Source organism: Flavobacterium psychrotolerans (genome assembly GCF_003097635.1).
GTDB classification, from domain to species: Bacteria; Bacteroidota; Bacteroidia; order Flavobacteriales; family Flavobacteriaceae; genus Flavobacterium; species Flavobacterium psychrotolerans.
Map to the genome: position 1 here is coordinate 157,231 of NZ_QCZI01000004.1, position 18,003 is coordinate 175,233.

Annotated in this window: 15 protein-coding genes and 1 other RNA gene; 3 read left to right on the forward strand and 13 right to left on the reverse strand. The window is 37.5% G+C overall.

Going from position 1 to position 18,003, the window contains the following annotated elements:
• Positions 1-208 precede the first annotated feature (208 nt).
• Together DB895_RS04710 and DB895_RS04715 are read right to left on the reverse strand one after the other, a co-directional pair.
• The gene (locus DB895_RS04710; RefSeq protein ID WP_116724206.1) at positions 209-2,308 is read right to left on the reverse strand and encodes a glycoside hydrolase family 97 protein; all 2,100 of its coding nucleotides are present in this window, start codon (positions 2,306-2,308) and stop codon (positions 209-211) included.
• A gap of 180 nt (positions 2,309-2,488) precedes the next feature.
• Complete coding sequence (locus DB895_RS04715) at positions 2,489-3,691, reverse strand: NAD(P)-dependent oxidoreductase (protein WP_116724207.1); 1,203 nt, start codon at positions 3,689-3,691, stop codon at positions 2,489-2,491.
• A 204-nt stretch (positions 3,692-3,895) separates the two neighbouring features.
• Between DB895_RS04715 and DB895_RS04720 the strand changes: the two genes are divergently transcribed.
• The 3 genes from DB895_RS04720 (at position 3,896) to DB895_RS04730 (ending at position 6,300) form a co-directional block, all read left to right on the forward strand.
• Complete coding sequence (locus DB895_RS04720) at positions 3,896-5,110, forward strand: serine hydrolase domain-containing protein (RefSeq protein WP_116724208.1); 1,215 nt, start codon at positions 3,896-3,898, stop codon at positions 5,108-5,110.
• Positions 5,111-5,251: 141 nt separating this feature from the next.
• Positions 5,252-5,649: a transfer-messenger RNA gene (ssrA, locus tag DB895_RS04725) on the forward strand.
• 183 nt (positions 5,650-5,832) lie between these two features.
• Positions 5,833-6,300, forward strand: coding sequence for an OsmC family protein (locus DB895_RS04730; RefSeq protein ID WP_116724209.1), 468 nt, complete (start codon positions 5,833-5,835; stop codon positions 6,298-6,300).
• A 20-nt stretch (positions 6,301-6,320) separates the two neighbouring features.
• Here the strand turns inward: DB895_RS04730 and DB895_RS14245 are convergent, their stop codons facing one another.
• The 11 genes from DB895_RS14245 to DB895_RS04780 form a co-directional block, all read right to left on the reverse strand.
• Positions 6,321-6,470, reverse strand: a complete 150-nt coding sequence (locus tag DB895_RS14245; protein ID WP_166426932.1) for a hypothetical protein — start codon at positions 6,468-6,470, stop codon at positions 6,321-6,323.
• Positions 6,471-6,676: 206 nt separating this feature from the next.
• Positions 6,677-7,231, reverse strand: a complete 555-nt coding sequence (locus tag DB895_RS04735; RefSeq protein ID WP_116724210.1) for an REP-associated tyrosine transposase — start codon at positions 7,229-7,231, stop codon at positions 6,677-6,679.
• 555 nt (positions 7,232-7,786) lie between these two features.
• A complete protein-coding gene (locus DB895_RS04740) occupies positions 7,787-8,104 on the reverse strand; it encodes a hypothetical protein (RefSeq protein ID WP_116724211.1) in 318 nt (105 codons plus the stop codon).
• A gap of 216 nt (positions 8,105-8,320) precedes the next feature.
• Positions 8,321-10,366 (reverse strand): family 2A encapsulin nanocompartment cargo protein cysteine desulfurase, encoded by a 2,046-nt coding sequence (locus DB895_RS04745; protein WP_116724212.1) that lies wholly within the window; start codon positions 10,364-10,366, stop codon positions 8,321-8,323.
• On the reverse strand, positions 10,350-11,267 hold the full coding sequence (locus DB895_RS04750; RefSeq protein WP_116724213.1) for a family 2A encapsulin nanocompartment shell protein: 918 nt from the start codon (positions 11,265-11,267) through the stop codon (positions 10,350-10,352). The genes DB895_RS04745 and DB895_RS04750 overlap by 17 nt, the downstream gene beginning before the upstream one ends.
• A 130-nt stretch (positions 11,268-11,397) precedes the next feature.
• Positions 11,398-12,315 carry a cysteine synthase A gene (cysK, locus tag DB895_RS04755; protein WP_116724214.1) on the reverse strand — a complete coding sequence of 306 codons (918 nt, stop codon included), beginning with the start codon at positions 12,313-12,315 and terminating at the stop codon, positions 11,398-11,400.
• A gap of 131 nt (positions 12,316-12,446) precedes the next feature.
• Positions 12,447-13,271 (reverse strand): serine O-acetyltransferase, encoded by an 825-nt coding sequence (locus DB895_RS04760; protein ID WP_116724215.1) that lies wholly within the window; start codon positions 13,269-13,271, stop codon positions 12,447-12,449.
• Positions 13,272-13,299: 28 nt separating this feature from the next.
• Entirely contained in the window at positions 13,300-14,562 is a 1,263-nt protein-coding gene (locus tag DB895_RS04765; RefSeq protein WP_116724216.1) for a YeiH family protein, read from the reverse strand.
• Positions 14,563-14,653: 91 nt separating this feature from the next.
• Positions 14,654-15,736, reverse strand: a complete 1,083-nt coding sequence (locus DB895_RS04770; RefSeq protein WP_116724217.1) for a formylglycine-generating enzyme family protein — start codon at positions 15,734-15,736, stop codon at positions 14,654-14,656.
• 362 nt (positions 15,737-16,098) lie between these two features.
• Positions 16,099-16,812, reverse strand: coding sequence for a rhodanese-like domain-containing protein (locus DB895_RS04775; RefSeq protein ID WP_116724218.1), 714 nt, complete (start codon positions 16,810-16,812; stop codon positions 16,099-16,101).
• Between the two features lie 52 nt (positions 16,813-16,864).
• Positions 16,865-17,857, reverse strand: a complete 993-nt coding sequence (locus DB895_RS04780) for a sterol desaturase family protein (protein WP_116724219.1) — start codon at positions 17,855-17,857, stop codon at positions 16,865-16,867.
• Between the last annotated feature and the right edge of the window lie 146 nt (positions 17,858-18,003).

The window sequence follows — 18,003 nt, forward strand, 5'->3', positions numbered from 1 at the left end:
TTATCCGGTGATTTTCCGAAGTAGATTAGATAACCGTAATGTTTTAAAACATTGTTGACGGTATTTTCCAAGCCTTTGGACTGAAAAGTTTTACGCCATATAATCCACACAAATTACTGGAGACATAATATAGGATCTTTTTTCCTTAGGAGTAAAACCAAACAATTAATAAAGTTCTATTTACGAAAGTCAATGAAGAATCCTGTTTTTAATTTATTGGAACAAAGCTAACAGCTGTCCCTCCACCAGCGGCTAAAACTAATTTCAGTTTGGACTTTGAGGTTACTTGCATAGTTTTAATTTCATAATTGATCGGATTATTTTTCCAATCTGCTGTTTTTCCATCCTGATAAATGATTGCTTTGTATTTTTTATTTGGCATTAAGAAGTCTAATTTTATTTCTGTTTTTCTTGGATTTTCATCCGTAATTGCACCTAAAAACCAACTTTCTTTTCCTTTAGTTTTTCTGGCAACGGTTAGATAATCCCCTGGTTCCGCTTCCAGATATTTACTTTCATCCCAATCAGCGGCAACGTCTTTAATAAACTGAAAAGCATCTGCATATTTTTCATAATTTTCAGGTAAATCGGCAGCCATTTGTAGTGGAGAATACATGGTTACGTAAAGTGCTAATTGCTTGGCCAAAGTTGTGTGTACTTGTTCTTTTTTTGAAACATCATAATGGCTCATCTTGATCTCAAAGATTCCGGGGGTGTAATCCATTGGTCCTCCCAACAATCGAGTAAAAGGCAAAATCGTTTCGTGCATTGGTGGATTTCCATTACTCCAAGCATTGAACTCGGTTCCGCGAGCGGCTTCAGCTGCAATGTAATTGGGATACGTTCTACTGTAACCTGTTGGGCGGGAACTTTCATGTGAATTAACCATTAATTTATAATCGGCAGCACGTCTGGCAACAAAATTGAAATGGTTGACCATCGTTTGTCCGTCATGAAATTCTCCACGAGGAATAATTCTTCCTACATAACCCGTTTTAACCGCTGGATAATCGTATTTTTTCATGTTTTCGAAAGAACGGTCTAAATGCCTTTCAAGATTAGCTACCGAACCTGAGGTTTCGCTATGCATAATCATCTTTACTCCTTTTGATTTTGCATAAGCCGAAACCTCAGCAATATTAAAATCAGGATAGGGAGTTACAAAATCAAAAACTTCTTCTTTCCAATTGCCAAACCAATCTTCCCAACCTACATTCCAACCTTCTACAAGAACGCCATCAAATCCATTTTTTGCGGCAAAATCAATATATCGTTTCGTGTTTGCGGTCGTTGCACCATGTTTTCCTGTTGGTTTCATATCATTTACTGAAGTGTTTTGTGCGTTTTGGGAACCAGCATAGTCCCAAGTGGCTTTGCCAACGTGCATTTCCCACCAAACGCCTACATATTTCATTGGTTTTATCCATGAAGTATCATCAATTTTTGATGGGTCGTTAAGATTTAAAATCATTTTGGAACTTACAATATCACGCGCATCATCACTCACCATAATCGTTCGCCAAGGCGAAACACAAGGGGCCTGCAAATAAGCTTTATCTCCAATAGCATTAGGCACCAAATGTGATTTTAATTTAAAATTAGTGACATCGGCATCTAAATGCATTACAGGATAATTGACAACCGCAGCCTCAAATATGTTAAGATATAAATTATTCGCAGATTTCATCATTAAAGGTGACTGAACGGTATATTTTCCTGAAATTGATTTCACTCCGATGCCATTGTTTAAGTCAATTTTTTCGGTATTGATATTTGAAAAAAGAGTTTCATTATAAGCATATTCGTTACTATCAAAATCTCCGGGAATCCAAAAGACTTTGTTATCTCCGGCTAAATTAAACTCAGAAACTTCATCCGAAATAATGAAATAATTGAGATTCTGTTGTTTTGGAAAATCGTATCTGAACGCAACGCCTTCGTCAAAAATCCTGAAAACAATATTCATTTTAATATTAACTTTTGTTTGAGAAAGAGAAATTGTAAGTTCATTATAATGATTCACAATGTTGGCTTGTTCCCCTAAAACAGGCTGCCAAGTTTCGTTAAAAGTACTTTTTTTTGTGTCTTCAATTTTAAAATTGGAAGCCAAATCAATCCCTCCTTTTAATTTAATTCCAAGAAAACTTTCTAAAATTACAGGTTTATTTTTATAAGTAACAGTGTAATTGGGCTTACCATTTTGCGAAAGTTTAAAATCTAGCGTAATTGATTTGGATGGAGATTGGATACTTTGCGCTTGGATTGTACCAATTGAAATGAACAGTAAAATGTAATGTAATTTTTTCATTTTTGAATATTTAAATATTTTTTAAAAGTAAAAAAAAAATTACTTATAAGGCTATGAATTATGCAAACAACTTCGATTTTGGTTTAGACAACACTTTAAATGTTTACCAGTTACAAAATCCTTTAAAATATTAAAACTTTTCATAAGTTTACCCATTTCTATTATTTGGTTCAATATTTATTATTTTCCATCAACAAAATCCTGTAAATATTTAAATTTTTCCGTGAGTTTACCGTTTTCGGTCATTTTGGCTCGTTGCAAAATACCATCAGCATCACCATTAAAAAAAGCGGGAATTACATGTTGCATAAACATTTCTCCAAAACCTTCACTAGCATCCTTGGGCAATTCACAAGGCAAATTATCGACAGCCATGACCACAATTGCGGCTGGATGCGTGAACGGAACTTCCTTATTTTCAATTGGCAAATAACCATATAGAGGCTCCGCAATGGTAGAGGATCTTAGGGTACATGCAATAGGCCCGTTAACATCGCAAGAAATATCAGCCACCACTTTTATTTTACAATCTTTAGCCAAGAGCATTTCACGAGTCAAAATAACTGGGGCATTATTCCCATGAAAATGTGCCGCTAAATAAATATCAGATACTTTTGTGAAACGTTCAAAATCAGAAGTATACTCTGTTGGGTTCTTATAAAAATCGCTATTCCCAAGAATCTGTCCGTCTTTTCTTTTATTGTAATCCAACACATCAATTTGTGTGTAAACGGGTTCTGAATAAATTTTAGTCAAATAATTTTCAATAGATACTTTTTTAATCTTAATAGCATCCAGCGTTTCTTTTACACCCATCCCTGCTTTTCCGCAACCGGTAATCACAATTTTTATGGGGGGCAAAATTTGTCTTTTAAGTTTTTCTGTCAAAGCATCTTTTCCTGAAAGCATTTCTGCTTTTGGAAGATGGAACAGCTCGAATTTGATTCCAAATGCGCGTATTCCGTTATAAACGCCTACAATCCCTGCATATCTCCCAAAACCAATCAAACGATTGTTATTGGCATCCACAATAGTTTCGTGGTCGTACAATTCGATATTTTTTTCGAGAATTGCCTGTAATAATTTCCTGTTATGTGGTTGTTTTTTTATTGTATGTGAAAAAAAGAAATATTTTTTATTGGGAAGCAACGCTTCTATTGGAACTTCTTTCACTCCAAAAAAAACATCACTATCCGAAATGTCAACTGCGACTTCAATACCCAATTCCGAATATTGTTGATCGCTAAAAACTCGAATATCTGAACTTTCTACTTTTATTTCCACTTCAGGGTATTCTTTCTTTAATCGAACCAATTCTTCAGGAGTGAAGACTACTCTCCTATCAGGTGGATTCTTTCTTTCATTAATGATTCCGAACTTCATCTTTGTAAGTACATTTATATTTTGGTTTCAAATGTACTGCTTTACGATAACGTTTTCAAAAAATTTAATCCTTAAAAAAACTAGATTTAAATACTGAAAACCAATGAATTGATAAAAATAGTTAACAAATTAAAATAAATAGTTAATAAAATGCGCATTAGATAATTTGAGATTTTGGCTATATTTGCTTTCAAAGTTTTATTTATGACATCAAAAATCTCGTTTTTATATATCAATCTGTTCTTACTGATAATTCTATTTTTAGCTTGTTCCAACCACAAAAAAACGGATGGCAGCGATTCCAATGATTATGAACTTTCGGAAAATTCATTACCAATGATGAAGCCGTCTAATTTAGATTATCCAAGACTTGATGCTAATTTTATAAATGCGAAACGGGCTTCTATAGATCGTTTTTGTCAAAAATATTGGAAAAATGAAGCTAATAATTTAAGCTTTCTAGTAGCAAAAAATGGCGAAATTATTTATGAAAGATATCAGGGCATTGCCAATAGAAGAAAAAACATTTCTATAGAAAAAGACACTCCCATGCATATTGCCTCAGTCAGTAAAGTATTAACAGCAACTGCAATTTTACTATTAATTGATAACGGAAAAATTGATTTGGATCAAAAAGTAAACACCATTCTAAAAGGCTTTCCTTATCCGAAAATCACCGTTAAAAATTTATTGAGTCATCGTAGTGGCTTACGCAATTATGCCTATTTCACCGAAGATAAAGGCGTTTGGGATCGTAAAAAGACACTCACCAACCAAGATATTTTGAATCTTTTTACTCAAAAAAACATTAAATTAGAATCTCCAACTGACACCCGATTTTGCTATTGCAATACCAATTATGCCATGTTGGCTTTAGTTATCGAAAAAATAACTGGATTAAATTATCGTGAAGCCATGCAACAAATGATTTTTAAACCATTGGGAATGAATAATACTTATGTTTTTGACCTTGAAAAAGATAGAAAAACAGCAACTCCATCCTATAAGGCAAGTAATATGGAATTGGCATTGGATTATTTAGATGCCGTTTATGGGGACAAAAACATCTATTCTACACCGAGAGACTTATTAAAATTTGATTTGGCAAGAAATGCACCTACTTTTTTAAACCCTAAATTAAGAAGTCAAGTCTATCAAGGCTACAGTAATGAGCGCAAGGGCACCAAAAATTATGGTTTGGGAATTCGCATGGTTGAATGGGAAACAGGACAAAAATTTTATTTCCACAACGGCTGGTGGCACGGAAATACTTCGTCTTATATTCCTTTGTCCAAAGATAATGTCACCATTATTGCTTTGTCCAATAAATTTAATAAGAACATCTATGCCTTTAAGAAATTAGCTCCACTTTTCGGAGATTATCCTTTTAAATTAGAAGCTGGCGAAAAAGAGGAATGATTTTTGATAGTTGTTACAAGAAGCAGGTAAAAGCTCAAGGCCAACCAAATCGGATAATCGTATTTGTTTAAAAAATTGACTATATTTGCATTCCATTTTAAGAATTCGAGTTTAAAATTTCGAATACATAAATTATAAAACGGGGTCGACTGGTTTTGACAGCAAGTCGAATTGAAAAGTAAGCACGTCGAGAACTGGGACAATTCTCGTTAATAAAAGGTTTCAAAACACTTACACGGCGAAGGAAACTACGCTCTTGCTGCATAATCTGAATTATAGTAAGATTAGCCTCGTCCTACCAGGTAGGAAAGCAGGATTCATCTCGAAAGCTTTGGTTTATAGCGGTCGATAAAGATGAATCGTAAATTTAAACCTAAGAACAGTGTAGCTTCGGAACTGTTACAAAAATTAAAGAAGATAAGTGTTGTGTGGCTGTTTCTGGCCAAGCACGACGACGAAAATTCAATCAGGAAATAAGCGTGTAGAAAGTTTTTTAGTTGCTTGTTTGGACCCGGGTTCGATTCCCGGCGATTCCACCAATCTAAATTCAATTAGAACTAAATGCCCGTAAATCTTAGGATTTACGGGCATTTTTGTTTTTCACTACTTTCAAAATTTAGGGTCAATAATTTTCGCTTTTTTTAAGAACACAGGCTAGTGACTCTATTCTGGATAAATTTCCTAAAAATCATTAGGTTTGTAATCCTTAAACTCAACAACCAATGCACCCCAATCACCACTACAAACTGACGCTAAAATGGACAGGAAACAAAGGAACCGGAACTTCCTCTTACCGAACTTATGACCGAAACCACGAAATACTGATTGAAGGAAAAACGACTTTATTGGGTTCTGCCGACCCTAGTTTTCACGGAGACAAGACGGTTCACAATCCCGAAGATTTATTGCTGGCTTCGCTTTCGGCCTGCCATATGATGTCGTATTTGCACGTTTGTGTCAAAGCCGGAATCGTGGTCACCGATTATGTCGACAATGCCACGGGAATTATGGTCGTAAACAATGACGGCTCCGGACAATTTATTGAAGTAACTCTAAACCCCATTGTAACCATCACTGACGAATCGCAGTTGGCCAAAGCCAATGAATTGCACGCAGCAGCCAATAAATTGTGTTTTATTGCCAATTCCGTGAATTTTCCGGTGAAGCATAATGCGGAGAGCAAGGTTTGATTTATTGAGTTACAAAATACTTATTTCCTTTGTTTCTTCTCTTTTGATGTACTCACTTCACTAAGCCATTTTACCTGTGCTCTTGCTTCTTCTAAAGTAACTGGTTTTTGCTTGGCTAGCATCTCCATACCAATCTTTGCTCTTTCCTCAAATGATATTTTACAGTTCATGTTTCATAAAATTTTACAAAACAAATCTAAAGATTTAATTGGTATAATATTTTGATTCAATAATACACCGTTTTACCACTATATTTTATTGCTTACTCTCGTTTGTGGGCACGGTTTGCTTAGTCAGTTTGAACAAGGGATAACGCAGATTTGCACACGAGCGATAGCGAACTGACGAAGTAATCTGTGCCCATTCCAATAAGCAACTAAAATAAGTCCAACAAAATCACTTCTAAATCATTATCTAATCCAGCGTAATTTCTAGCTGAACTGAAATAATAATCTTCAGCGAGAGTAACAATTTTATCTTTTACAGGGTTATTATGGATATAGTTCATTTTTTGTTTAATAAACCAATTTGTTTCTACAATTTCTGCGTGATAGCCATCTTGCCAAACTTTAAACTCTTGTTCTCTTTTTAAATGTTCACAAGATTTTTTAAAATAATCCAACATCCATTCTCTTCTACTTTCAGGCTCGTCTTGAATAGTTTGTATGATTTTTTTTGAAGTAAATTTTTTAAAATCTCGCATAATATCCGCCAAAATAAAACCATCTGTTCCTTTACAAAGCAAATGAATATGACTCGACATAATACAATACCCATATATTTCTAATCCTTTATTTTTTTGACAATATTGCAATGCATTAATTATATTGTATTTCTGATTTAATCTTGTAAAAACATCTACCCAGCCTACTGCTGTTATAGTTATAAAATAGGCTTGGTCTGTAGTGATAGCTTTATATTTTGTCGACATTTTTTTGTTTTAAATATACACAAAAAAGCCACAACATTTATTATTGTAGCTTTTGGAACTTTTATTGCTTTCTCTCGTTTGTGGGCACGGCTTACTTCGTAGTTCGAACAAGGGATAGCACAGATTTGCAATCTGTGCCGGTTCCAATAGGCAACTAAAACAAGTCTAAAAATTATTGCTTGCTCTCGTTTGTGGGCACGGTTTACAAAACCGCGCTATCCGTTTACGAAATATTTAGTGTATATCCGAGCGGTCGGGTTTACTTCGTCAGTTCGAACAAGGATAGCGCAGATTTGCAATCTGTGCCGGTTCCAATAGGCAACTAAAACAAGTTTGTGGGCACGGTTTGCAAAACCGCGCTATCCGTTTACGAGATATTTAGTGTATATCCGAGCGGTCGGGTTTACTTCGTCAGTTCGAACAAGGATAGCGCAGATTTGCAATCTGTGCCGGTTCCAATAGGCAGCTAAAACAAGTTTGTGGGCACGGTTTGCAAAACCGCGCTATCCGTTTACGAGGTGTTTGGTGTGTGTCCGAGCGGTCGGAGTTACTTCGTCAGTTCGCTATAGCTCGTGTGCAAAACCGCGCTATCCGTTGAACGAGATATTTTGTTGCATCCGAGCGATCGGGATTGCTAGTAACAGAATCATCATCACATTTAATTATTTTATTTGCGATATAATCAATCGATGCTTCAGCTCTAATTTTAAAAGCTAACTGAAGATATTCTTCATCAAAAGAACTAATCCAAGAAATATTTGAAAGAGATTCGAATACCTGCTTTAACGTCAAAGTAATATCATAAGGATGTATCCTAATAAAAGTAATATGTGTATCAATTTTTTGAATATCTATTATGTCATATCCTTTCATATTTTTTATTTTATTATTGCCATTAAAACGATATCTAACTCTTTATGATTTTATACAACCCAACATTATACAACCACTTAACAAACTTTTTCAAATATAATTATAATAATTTTCTTAAAATTATATCAATCTATAAAAAACTAATAAATTCATTAATTGGTCAAAATTAAAATCCAAAAAAAAACCCAAGAACTAAATCTTGGGCTTCTTCACTTTTTATTTTTTTCCGGATTTCAACTTCCAGAGGGTTTCTATAAAAACATCCACATCCTGGGTGGTGTTGTAAAAGGCCAAAGAAGGCCTCACACAGGTTTCTACGCCCATTCTTCTCAAAATAGGTTGGGCACAATGGTGTCCGGTTCTCACGGCAACACCTTCTTTATTCAATGCCTGTCCTACTTCGTCATTGGTAAAACCCTGCAGGTTAAAAGAAAGCACACTCGCTTTATGAGCAGCAGTTCCTATCAATCGAACGCCTAGAATTTGTTTCAGCAAATGGGTCGCATATTCCAATAAATAATGCTCGTATTGCCCGATTACTTCTATTCCTATTTTAGAAACATAATCAATCGCAGCACCAAGGCCAATGGCATCGGCAATATTTCCTGTTCCTGCTTCAAAACGATTCGGTGCTTTGTGGTATTTAATTTCCTCGAAAGTCACGTCCTGAATCATGTTTCCGCCAGATTGGTACGGCTGGGTTTCGTTCAGCAAATCTTCCTTGCCATACAAAGCGCCAATTCCCGTTGGTCCAAATAATTTATGACCGGAGAAAACCAACCAATCGGCATTCAGATACTGAACATCCACTTTCATGTGCGAAACAGATTGTGCTCCATCCAACAATACTTTGGCACCAACAGCATGCGCCATTTCCACCATTTGCTTGGCCGGAGTTACCGTTCCCAACGCATTTGAAACTTGGGTAAAAGCCACTAATTTTGTTTTGGAATTCAGCAACTTGGCATATTCGTCCAACAGAATTTGTCCGCTATCGTCAACTGGAATCACTCTCAACTTCAAGCCTTTTTTATCGGCTAGACGTTTCCAAGGCACAATATTAGCGTGATGCTCCAAATTACTCACCACAATTTCGTCACCGGCAACCAAATTCTGGTCACCCCAACTTTGAGCCACCAAATTGATTCCTTCGGTCGCGCCACGAACAAAAACAATTTCGTTTACGGATTTGGCATTCAGGAATACTTTCACTTTTTCACGAGCGGCTTCATACGCATCAGAAGCTCTGGCTGCCAATTCGTGAGCGGCACGATGAATGTTGGAATTTTCGTGCTCATAAAAATAAGCAATACGATCAATCACGGATTGTGGTTTTTGGGTGGTCGCTGCATTGTCAAACCAAATCAACGGTTTGCCATTCACCGTTTCTCTCAAAATTGGAAAATCCTTCTTGATGCTATGTGCATTGAAATTCGTTCCTCCAAATCCTTCCAATTCGTGGTGACTTACGGGAGAAATATCCGCTTTTTTGGAATCAAAGCCAAAAGGGTTTTCATTCAAAAAATAATAAGAACCCGGACTGTCAATAATTTCTGGAGTTGTTACCAAAGATGGAATTCCAAAACTGGAATTTAGCGCTTCCAATGCCGTTTTCAATTCCGCTTCAAAAGAAGAATGTTCCAATTCGAATGGCAAATAATTTTGATTCAGATTCGACGATGAAGACGAATTACCGCCATTATTTTTCAGATTGGGATCATTGAAACTCGTTTGCGGATCCTCGGCATTGATATTATTGCCGTTATTCACGGCATAAGGATCAGCTCCACTTCCCGAAACGGGAGCAGATGCAAATCCTTGATTGACATCCAAGTTCAAATCGCCTAATTGCGAAATATTTTCAATAGTGGGATCGGAGAAAGCATTGGGATTCGCTGCAAAAATTCCTAAATTTCCGTATTGGGCAACCGAAGGCGATCCACCAAAACCACCAAAAGATGGCGGTGTTTGCAGTGAACTCAGCGGATTGCTTGGCACGGTTGGCGTTGCCAATGGTGCATAACCTGTCTGCGCCAATAGGGTATCGTGATTACTCACGGGAAATACCGCATCGACTCCTCCTAAATTCCCTGCAGCAAGCAGTGTTTCTGCAATTTTGGTAGCACGAGGATGGTCACTGGCGTTTGGACTCAAGGAAATCTCTTTTGGAAATTCATTGGGCAAGGCACTGAACAACTCATTGGCTAATTTTTGCAAATCATCTGTACTTGGCAAGCCTGTGTTGTTAGTATTTATACTCATGATACTTGCCTATTTCTACGTCTTCCAATACCGCAATGGCATCATCAACGGTAACTGCCAAGGAACAATACAACGATACCAAATAAGAAGCAATGGCTTTTTCATTAATCCCCATAAAACGCACGGACAATCCTGGAGATTGTTCGCCTTGCAAGCCTGGTTGAATCAATCCGATTACGCCTTGACGGCTTTCGCCCGTGCGCAACAAAATAATTTTGGATTTTCCGTTCTTGATAGGCAATTTATCCGAAGGAATTAGCGGAATTCCTCTCCAAGTCAAGAATTGGGAACCGAACAAAGAAGTGGTTGGAGGCGGCACGCCACGACGGGTACACTCACGACCAAAAGCTGCGATTGCCAATGGATGCAACAAGAAAAATCCCGGTTCTTTCCAAACTTTGGTCAACAATTCGTCCAAATCGTCCGGTGTTGGTGCTCCAGTTCTGGTTTTAATAATTTGGGAAGGCGCCACGCTATTCAACAAACCGTAATCCTTGTTGTTGATTAATTCGCTTTCTTGACGCTCTTTGATGGTTTCGATGGCCAAACGCAATTGTTCCGAAATTTGGTTGTATGGTTTGCTGTACAAATCCGAAACACGGGTGTGAACATCAACGATAGTTTGAACTGCCGCCAAGTTGTATTCCCTTGGATTTTCCACATAATCCACAAAAGTATTGGGTAATGTACGCTCATCTCTTGCCGAACAATCTACTTCGATATGACTCGCATCTTTTACTTTATTCAAACGATATACCCCTGATTCCACTGGAACCCAATGCAAAAGGTGTGTAAGCCATCTTGGAGATGTTGCCATTGTAGGCACCGAACGTGTCGCGATTGCTAATTGTCTTGCGGCTACGTCGCCTAATGCGGTCTGCTGTTTTTTTTCTTCTGCCATTTTTTTAGTTTTAAATGTTTATAATGTATTCTTGAAACTCTATTTTACGCAATAACGCTATGCTAATTTAATGAATTACAAATAATTAAAATTAATACCCGTTTATTATTTCATTAAATTCTTCAACTCCCTAAACGGCATCAAACAACTCGTCTACAGAAAGGTATCTTTCTCCCGTGTCGTAATTAAAGGTTAGGATTACGGCGTCTTGCGGTATTTCGTTTATTTTTTTGGAAACTGCCGTCAAGGCCGCTCCGGTTGAAATCCCCGAAAAAATGCCCTCTTCTCTAGTCAATCTTTTGGAAAAAGCAAAAGCATCATCTTTTTCGACAGGAATGATTTCATCGATGTATTCCCTGTTGAAAACACCCGGCACAAATCCGGCTCCAATGCCCTGAATAGGATGTGGTGAAGGCAATCCACCGCTTAAAACCGGTGACAAGGCCGGTTCCACGGCAAAGGTTTTCAGATTCGGAAAGTGTTGTTTCAAAATTTTGGAAACACCCGTGATGTGCCCGCCGGTTCCCACTCCCGTAATCAAGTAATCAATCCCATCAGGGAAATCTTTTAAAATTTCCAAAGCAGTCGTTCTTTCGTGAACTTCCACATTCGCGGGATTGTCAAATTGCAGGGGCAAGAAAGAATTAGGAATGGACTCGGCTAATTCTTTTGCTTTTTCCACCGCACCAGCCGTTCCTTTTTCTCTTGGCGTCAAGACAAATTCGGCTCCGTAGGCATTCATAATTTTCCGTCTTTCGATACTCATCGATTCCGGCATTACCAAAATAACCTTGTAACCTTTGACCGCCGCCACCAACGAAAGCCCAATTCCAGTGTTTCCGGAAGTAGGTTCTATGATGACAGAATCTGGGTTCAAAAGTCCTTTTTTCTCGGCATCTTCAATCATCGCCAAAGCGATTCTGTCCTTGATGCTGGCTCCCGGATTTGTTTTTTCCAGTTTAATCCAAACTTTGTTGTTTGGAAACAATTTGTTCAACTTTACGTGAGGGGTGTTCCCTATCGTTTCTAAAATGTTTTCGAATTTCATAATGATATTTATTTAGTTGTTTTGCTGCAAAGGCGCTAAGTCACGAAGTAAAATTGTTGTTTAATATTACTCTAAAGCCTTTGTGGCTTTGTGCCTTCGTGGCACTATTGTTTGTTTTCTTGGTAGTGAAATTAAATCGAGTAAAAAATAGGTTCCGGAAAAGGATTGTTGTCCTTAATCTTGATTTCGTTTTTGTGATACACCACCGAATTGGACGGAATCGTGTAAGTCAACCAAACGTTCCCACCGATGATGGAATCCCGTCCCACCGTGGTTTGTCCGCCAAGAATGGTGCTGTTGGCATAAATAATGACGTTGTTTTCAATCGTTGGATGCCTTTTGATGAAGGCTTCTTCTTTTTTTACACTCAAAGCGCCAAGAGTCACTCCTTGATAAATTTGAACATTATCACCAATAACGGCGGTTTCTCCAATCACGATTCCCGTTCCGTGGTCAATGGCAAAATCATCGCCAATTTGTGCCCCGGGATGTATTTCGATGCTGGTTTTGCTGTGGGCATATTCCGAAATGGTTCGTGCCAACAATTTTAAATCCTGCCTCCAAATTTGGTTTGAAAACCGATAAATCGCTATGGCAAAAAATCCGGGATAGGAATACAAAACTTCTTCCAAGGATTTGGCGGCCGGGTCTTTGGCAAAAATAGTCTTGGCATCGTTCAATGCCTTTCGATGCAAATTGGGCAAGGCCGAAAAAAACGTTTTGGTTTGCTCCAAACTTTTGTCGTTTTTAGGTTCAAAATCCAAAACTAATTCATTGAACTGTATTTCCAATTCGACAAATTTATTTTCGATAATATTCAAATCAGACAATGATCTGGAGGTGTTGGAAAACAAAACCGTAAACAATTCGTCGATGAATTGATGGATCGTTTTTTTCTTTGGAAGCACCAAAAAGTTTTGATGTTGTCTCGCTATTTCTTTATAAAATGGGTTCATAATTGTGTGTTTTTAAATTAGTGCCAAATCATTTTCCGAACAGTAAAAAGGCGATTATGAGCGTAATAACCACATTGAACGACTGCGCTATCAAGAAGGCGTACAACGGTTTTTTGCTGTTGTTGGAGAACAAATCCTTGAAGTTGGTTTCCAATCCAATACTGGTGAAAGCCAAAGCAAACCAAAGCCCTTGCAAATTCTTCAAACTGTCTTTCACTCCATCCCTGACTTCTGGAGCAATCAAGAAAGAGAAAATCAAGGAAGCAGCAATAAAACCAATGACAAACTTGGGGAAACGCTCCCAAATCACCTTCAAAGTAGGTTTGGATTCCACAGCTTCCGCCGATTTATTTTGGGTATAAGTCCAATAAACCGAAATGGCAAAAGCGGCAATTCCCAACAATACATTTTGAGAGAATTTCACGATTGTGCTAATTTTCAAGGCGGTTTCGCCCACCAATGAACCCGAAGCCACAACTGCTCCCGTGGTATCGATACTACCGCCTAACCAAGCACCAGTCACTTCTTCGGAAAAGTGGAAATATTTGGCAATAATGGGCATAAAAATCATCATCGGAATGGCCGTTACCAACACCATCGAAATGACGTAAGACAATTTTTTGGAATCACCTTTAATGGCACCCGAAGTCGCAATCGCAGCCGAAACGCCACAAATGGAAACCGCACTGGAAATCATCAACGCCAGTTCGTCATCGACTTTCAGTTTTTTACACAACCAAAAAGCAAAATACCAAACCGACAAAACCACCACCAAAGCTTGTATCAATCCCAAAGAACCCGCTTTCAAGATGTCCGAAAAAATGACGCTGGTTCCCAACAATACCAGCCCTATTTTTACAAAAATCTCGGTGGAAAGTGCTGTCTTAAACCATTCGGGAAGCTTGAAAAAATTACCAATGAACAAACCGATTATCAAACTAAAAATCACGGCCTCCAAATTGAGTCCTTTCACGAAAGTGTTTCCGGCAAGAATCAAAGCGACAACGGTCAACAGATAAACTGCTGGAAATCCCAACAAAAAGTTTTTGACCGATTTCCCCACCAGAAAAATACCAATGCTCCCGATGGAAATAAAATAGACAAATTGAACGAGCAAGGTTTTCAAATTCTCGAAAGCCAGCACATCACCCACTAAATCTGCTCCGTTGGACCATTTGAATACGGGAACCGTTGGAAGATAAAGAAAAAGAGAAATTCCGATAACCAGGAAACCCAGAATGACTACCGTCCAATCTTCGTGAATGCTGAATTGTTTCGTTTTTTGTGACATTATTTTTAAATTAAAAGATTAAAAAATTGAACGATTAAATGATTGTGTTTAAAAAAGTCTGACTGTTGTTTTACCTCCAATAGTTAAATTTTCAATCTTTCACGCATCTAAATCCCAAATGACTGCAGGCACTTGTCGTTTCTCCTTTGCCGCGACTTCCTGCCACGTAGCGAATGCAATATTGGTCGCTGCACAAATAGGAACCACCTCTTTGAACGTGTTTTTCCACTCCCGGTTCTTCGGGATCCTTGCTGGTTGAAGGACCTGCTGGATTATCACTAGTACTATCTTTATAATAATCGTCTCGGTATAAATCGCTGCACCATTCCCATACATTGCCTTCCAAATCATAGATTCCAAAAGGGTTTTTCGGAAAAGATTTGACTGGAGCTGCGGCTGCAAAACCGTCTTCGGCCGTGTTGTTGTTTGGGAAAGTTCCTTGAAAAATATTCGCCACCCATTTACCGTTGGGTTTCAATTCCGTTCCCCAATAATATTTGGTATGCGGTCTTCCCGCTCTGGCGGCAAACTCCCACTCCGCCTCGGTTGGCAATCGTTTTCCTGCCCATTCGGCATAAGCCTTGGCATCCAAATAACTAACTTGCACAACAGGATTATTTTCGAGTCCCACAATACTACTTTCCGGTCCTGACGGATGTTGCCAACTCGCTCCCGGAACGTATTGCCACCATTGCTGGATGTTGTCCAATGCCACTTTCTCTGTTGGCGGCACAAATACTGCCGAACCCGGCACAAGATTTTCCAGCGGAACACCCGGATAATCCTTTGCATCCAATGGTCTTTCAGCGATGGTTATATAATTGGTTGCCTTCACAAAAGCGGCAAACTGGGCATTTGTTACCTCGTGTTCGTCCATCCAATAGCCTTTGACACTCACTTTGTGAACGGGTTTTGCATCGGGATAATCGTTGGTTCCCATACTAAACTCCCCTCCCGAAATCCAAACCATTTCATTGTTTGAAGTAGTCGAATTTTCTTTGGATTTTTTCCCAATGGATTGCAACAACAAGGCTTTTTTGGAAGTATTAGCCTTGCACATCGCTTCACAGCTGGTTGTAGTAGCAGCAACTAAAACCTTTTTTTCCTGACCAAAAGCGGAATATAAACTAGACAAAATAAAGGCAACAATTAAACTAATTATTTTTAGGTTCATTTATTCAAGTATTGATTTTAATCTCCTTTAACGGGATTAATGTTTTAAAATTCAATGCAAAAAAGGAAAGCTTTAGACATTTTTAAACTTATTAACTCTATTAATTTTATAGAACAAATATATGTTAAAAATACGAACTACCAAATTTTGGTTTCTGTTTTTTTAATTCCATATAGAAATCAAAATCATTACACCATTTAAAAAACTAAAATACAATGAATTAACACCACTATTTTTTTTAAAAAAAATATACAACTGTCACATTTAAAAACAGACATAAAATAAAAAAGGGACTCCATATCACCACAATATGAAATCCCTTTTCGGGCAAAAAACTATAAAAGACTCTGGCAATTAAAGTATTATTTTGGGACTAAAGCCAAATCAACGTCTTTATTCAAATCTCCCAAACCGTCTTTTTTGAAAGCAATTTTACCTTTTTGGTATAAAATCAAGGTAGGGAATACATTAACTGTTTTCAAATCGGCTATCACCTGCGGACTTTCTTCCAAATCAATTTCCACTATTTTTAAATTGATTCCATATTGAGCCCTGATGGTTTCCAAAACAGGTTTCACTTTTTTACAAGCCCCACAATAGCGAGAACCTATATCGACCAAAACAATGTTGTTGTCAGCTATGATTTTTTGGTATTCCTCTAAGGATAATTTGCTTTTCAAATTGGTGTAAAAAGGCTTTCCTCCCCCTATCCAAGCGGCAATCCCTCCTTCTAAATCGTGTACATTCGAAAAACCGTTTTTCAACAATTCTTTGGCTAATTCACCACTTCTTCCTGCTCCAATCGAATAAATAAATACTGGTTTTGATTGGTCCAATGCCGCTACATATTTGGCATAATTCTCCGTTTGTAAGTAAAAATTAAGTGCTCCATCAATATGGTTCAACGCAAACTCTTCGGGGCTTCGAGCATCAATAATCTGTGGATTTTTTTGGCTTTTTATTTTGGCATAAAAAGCATCCAAGTGCAATGTGAATGCATTTGGGGTTTGGGCAAAAGCGCCAACTGTTATAAACAAGGCTAGCATTGCGATACTATTTTTTAGAAAATTTTTCATCTTTTATGATTTAAAAAGTTAGGTTGTTATGGAGACTCTACCCAATACTCCATTATCTTCTAGCCAATGGACTTCCTTCCTTGCTGGATTTGAATATTGGCCAAAGCAATTGAGCATACCATTCTTCTTGTTTGTATGATTTTGATCCGTAAGTTTTTGGAAATTGACGTGTAATTATTCCAGTATGAAATATAATGTCCCAGATAAAAAACATGTTTCCAAAATTTCCTTTGTAATTCCCTACTCCATCTCCAGTTGTGTCTGCATGATGCGCATGGTGTGTGGCTGGTGTCGAAATTACTCTCTCTAAAACCCAAGCAACTGGATGCAAAACTTTGTATTTGTAAAATGGTTTGTCCCAAGCTATGCTCGAATGTGCCGATAAAGTGATAATGCTTTTTAAAACAGTCACAAATAAAGCCGGCAATCCCAAGCCAAAATAAGCCAACGTAGCCGTTAGATAAATCTGGGAAAATAATACTGTATATATAAAATTTTGGCGAGAAGCCATCGCCATCCCCATATATGGAGCTGAATGATGAGTTCTATGAAACAACCATAAAAAAGGAAGTTGGTGATGCAAACGGTGGTACCAATATTGGGTCAAATCATCGGCAATGGCAATTAGAAAAAAGCCTCCCCAAAAAGGAACCCATGAAAGTGCGTTTTCAAAATTGGGAACAACTAAAGGCAATATTTTCAAACTAAAGAAGGCAATTATGGGTGGTAAAAGTAATTTGGGGGCCAAAAAACAAACAATGTCGACTTTACGCTCGCTAGATGTCCATTTGTTATCATAAAGACCAAAGATGAATTCAATTACACCTAAACCTAGTAAAACGGCTGTTAATCCCCAGGTTTTAAGATGCTCAAAAGCCGGTTGTACAATTTTTAAGAAAGGTGGCAAACTTACATGACTTTCTAACAATGCCCCATCATTGAACTTAAAATAGAGGTAAATGGCCAATACTGGCAAGGAATAAATTAAAAGACTCACGCTGATATCTTTTATTATTTTAATTTTTAAACTTGGATCTATTTGCATAATTTCTTATCTTAAAATTTGATTTACTAATGTTAAACTTCCTGCCAAAATGATTAGCGGAACCAAAAAAATGATTATCCCAACGACAATTTTTTTTCCTATTATTTGAAAATCTATTAGTTTCATATATATTATATTTTAAAAGA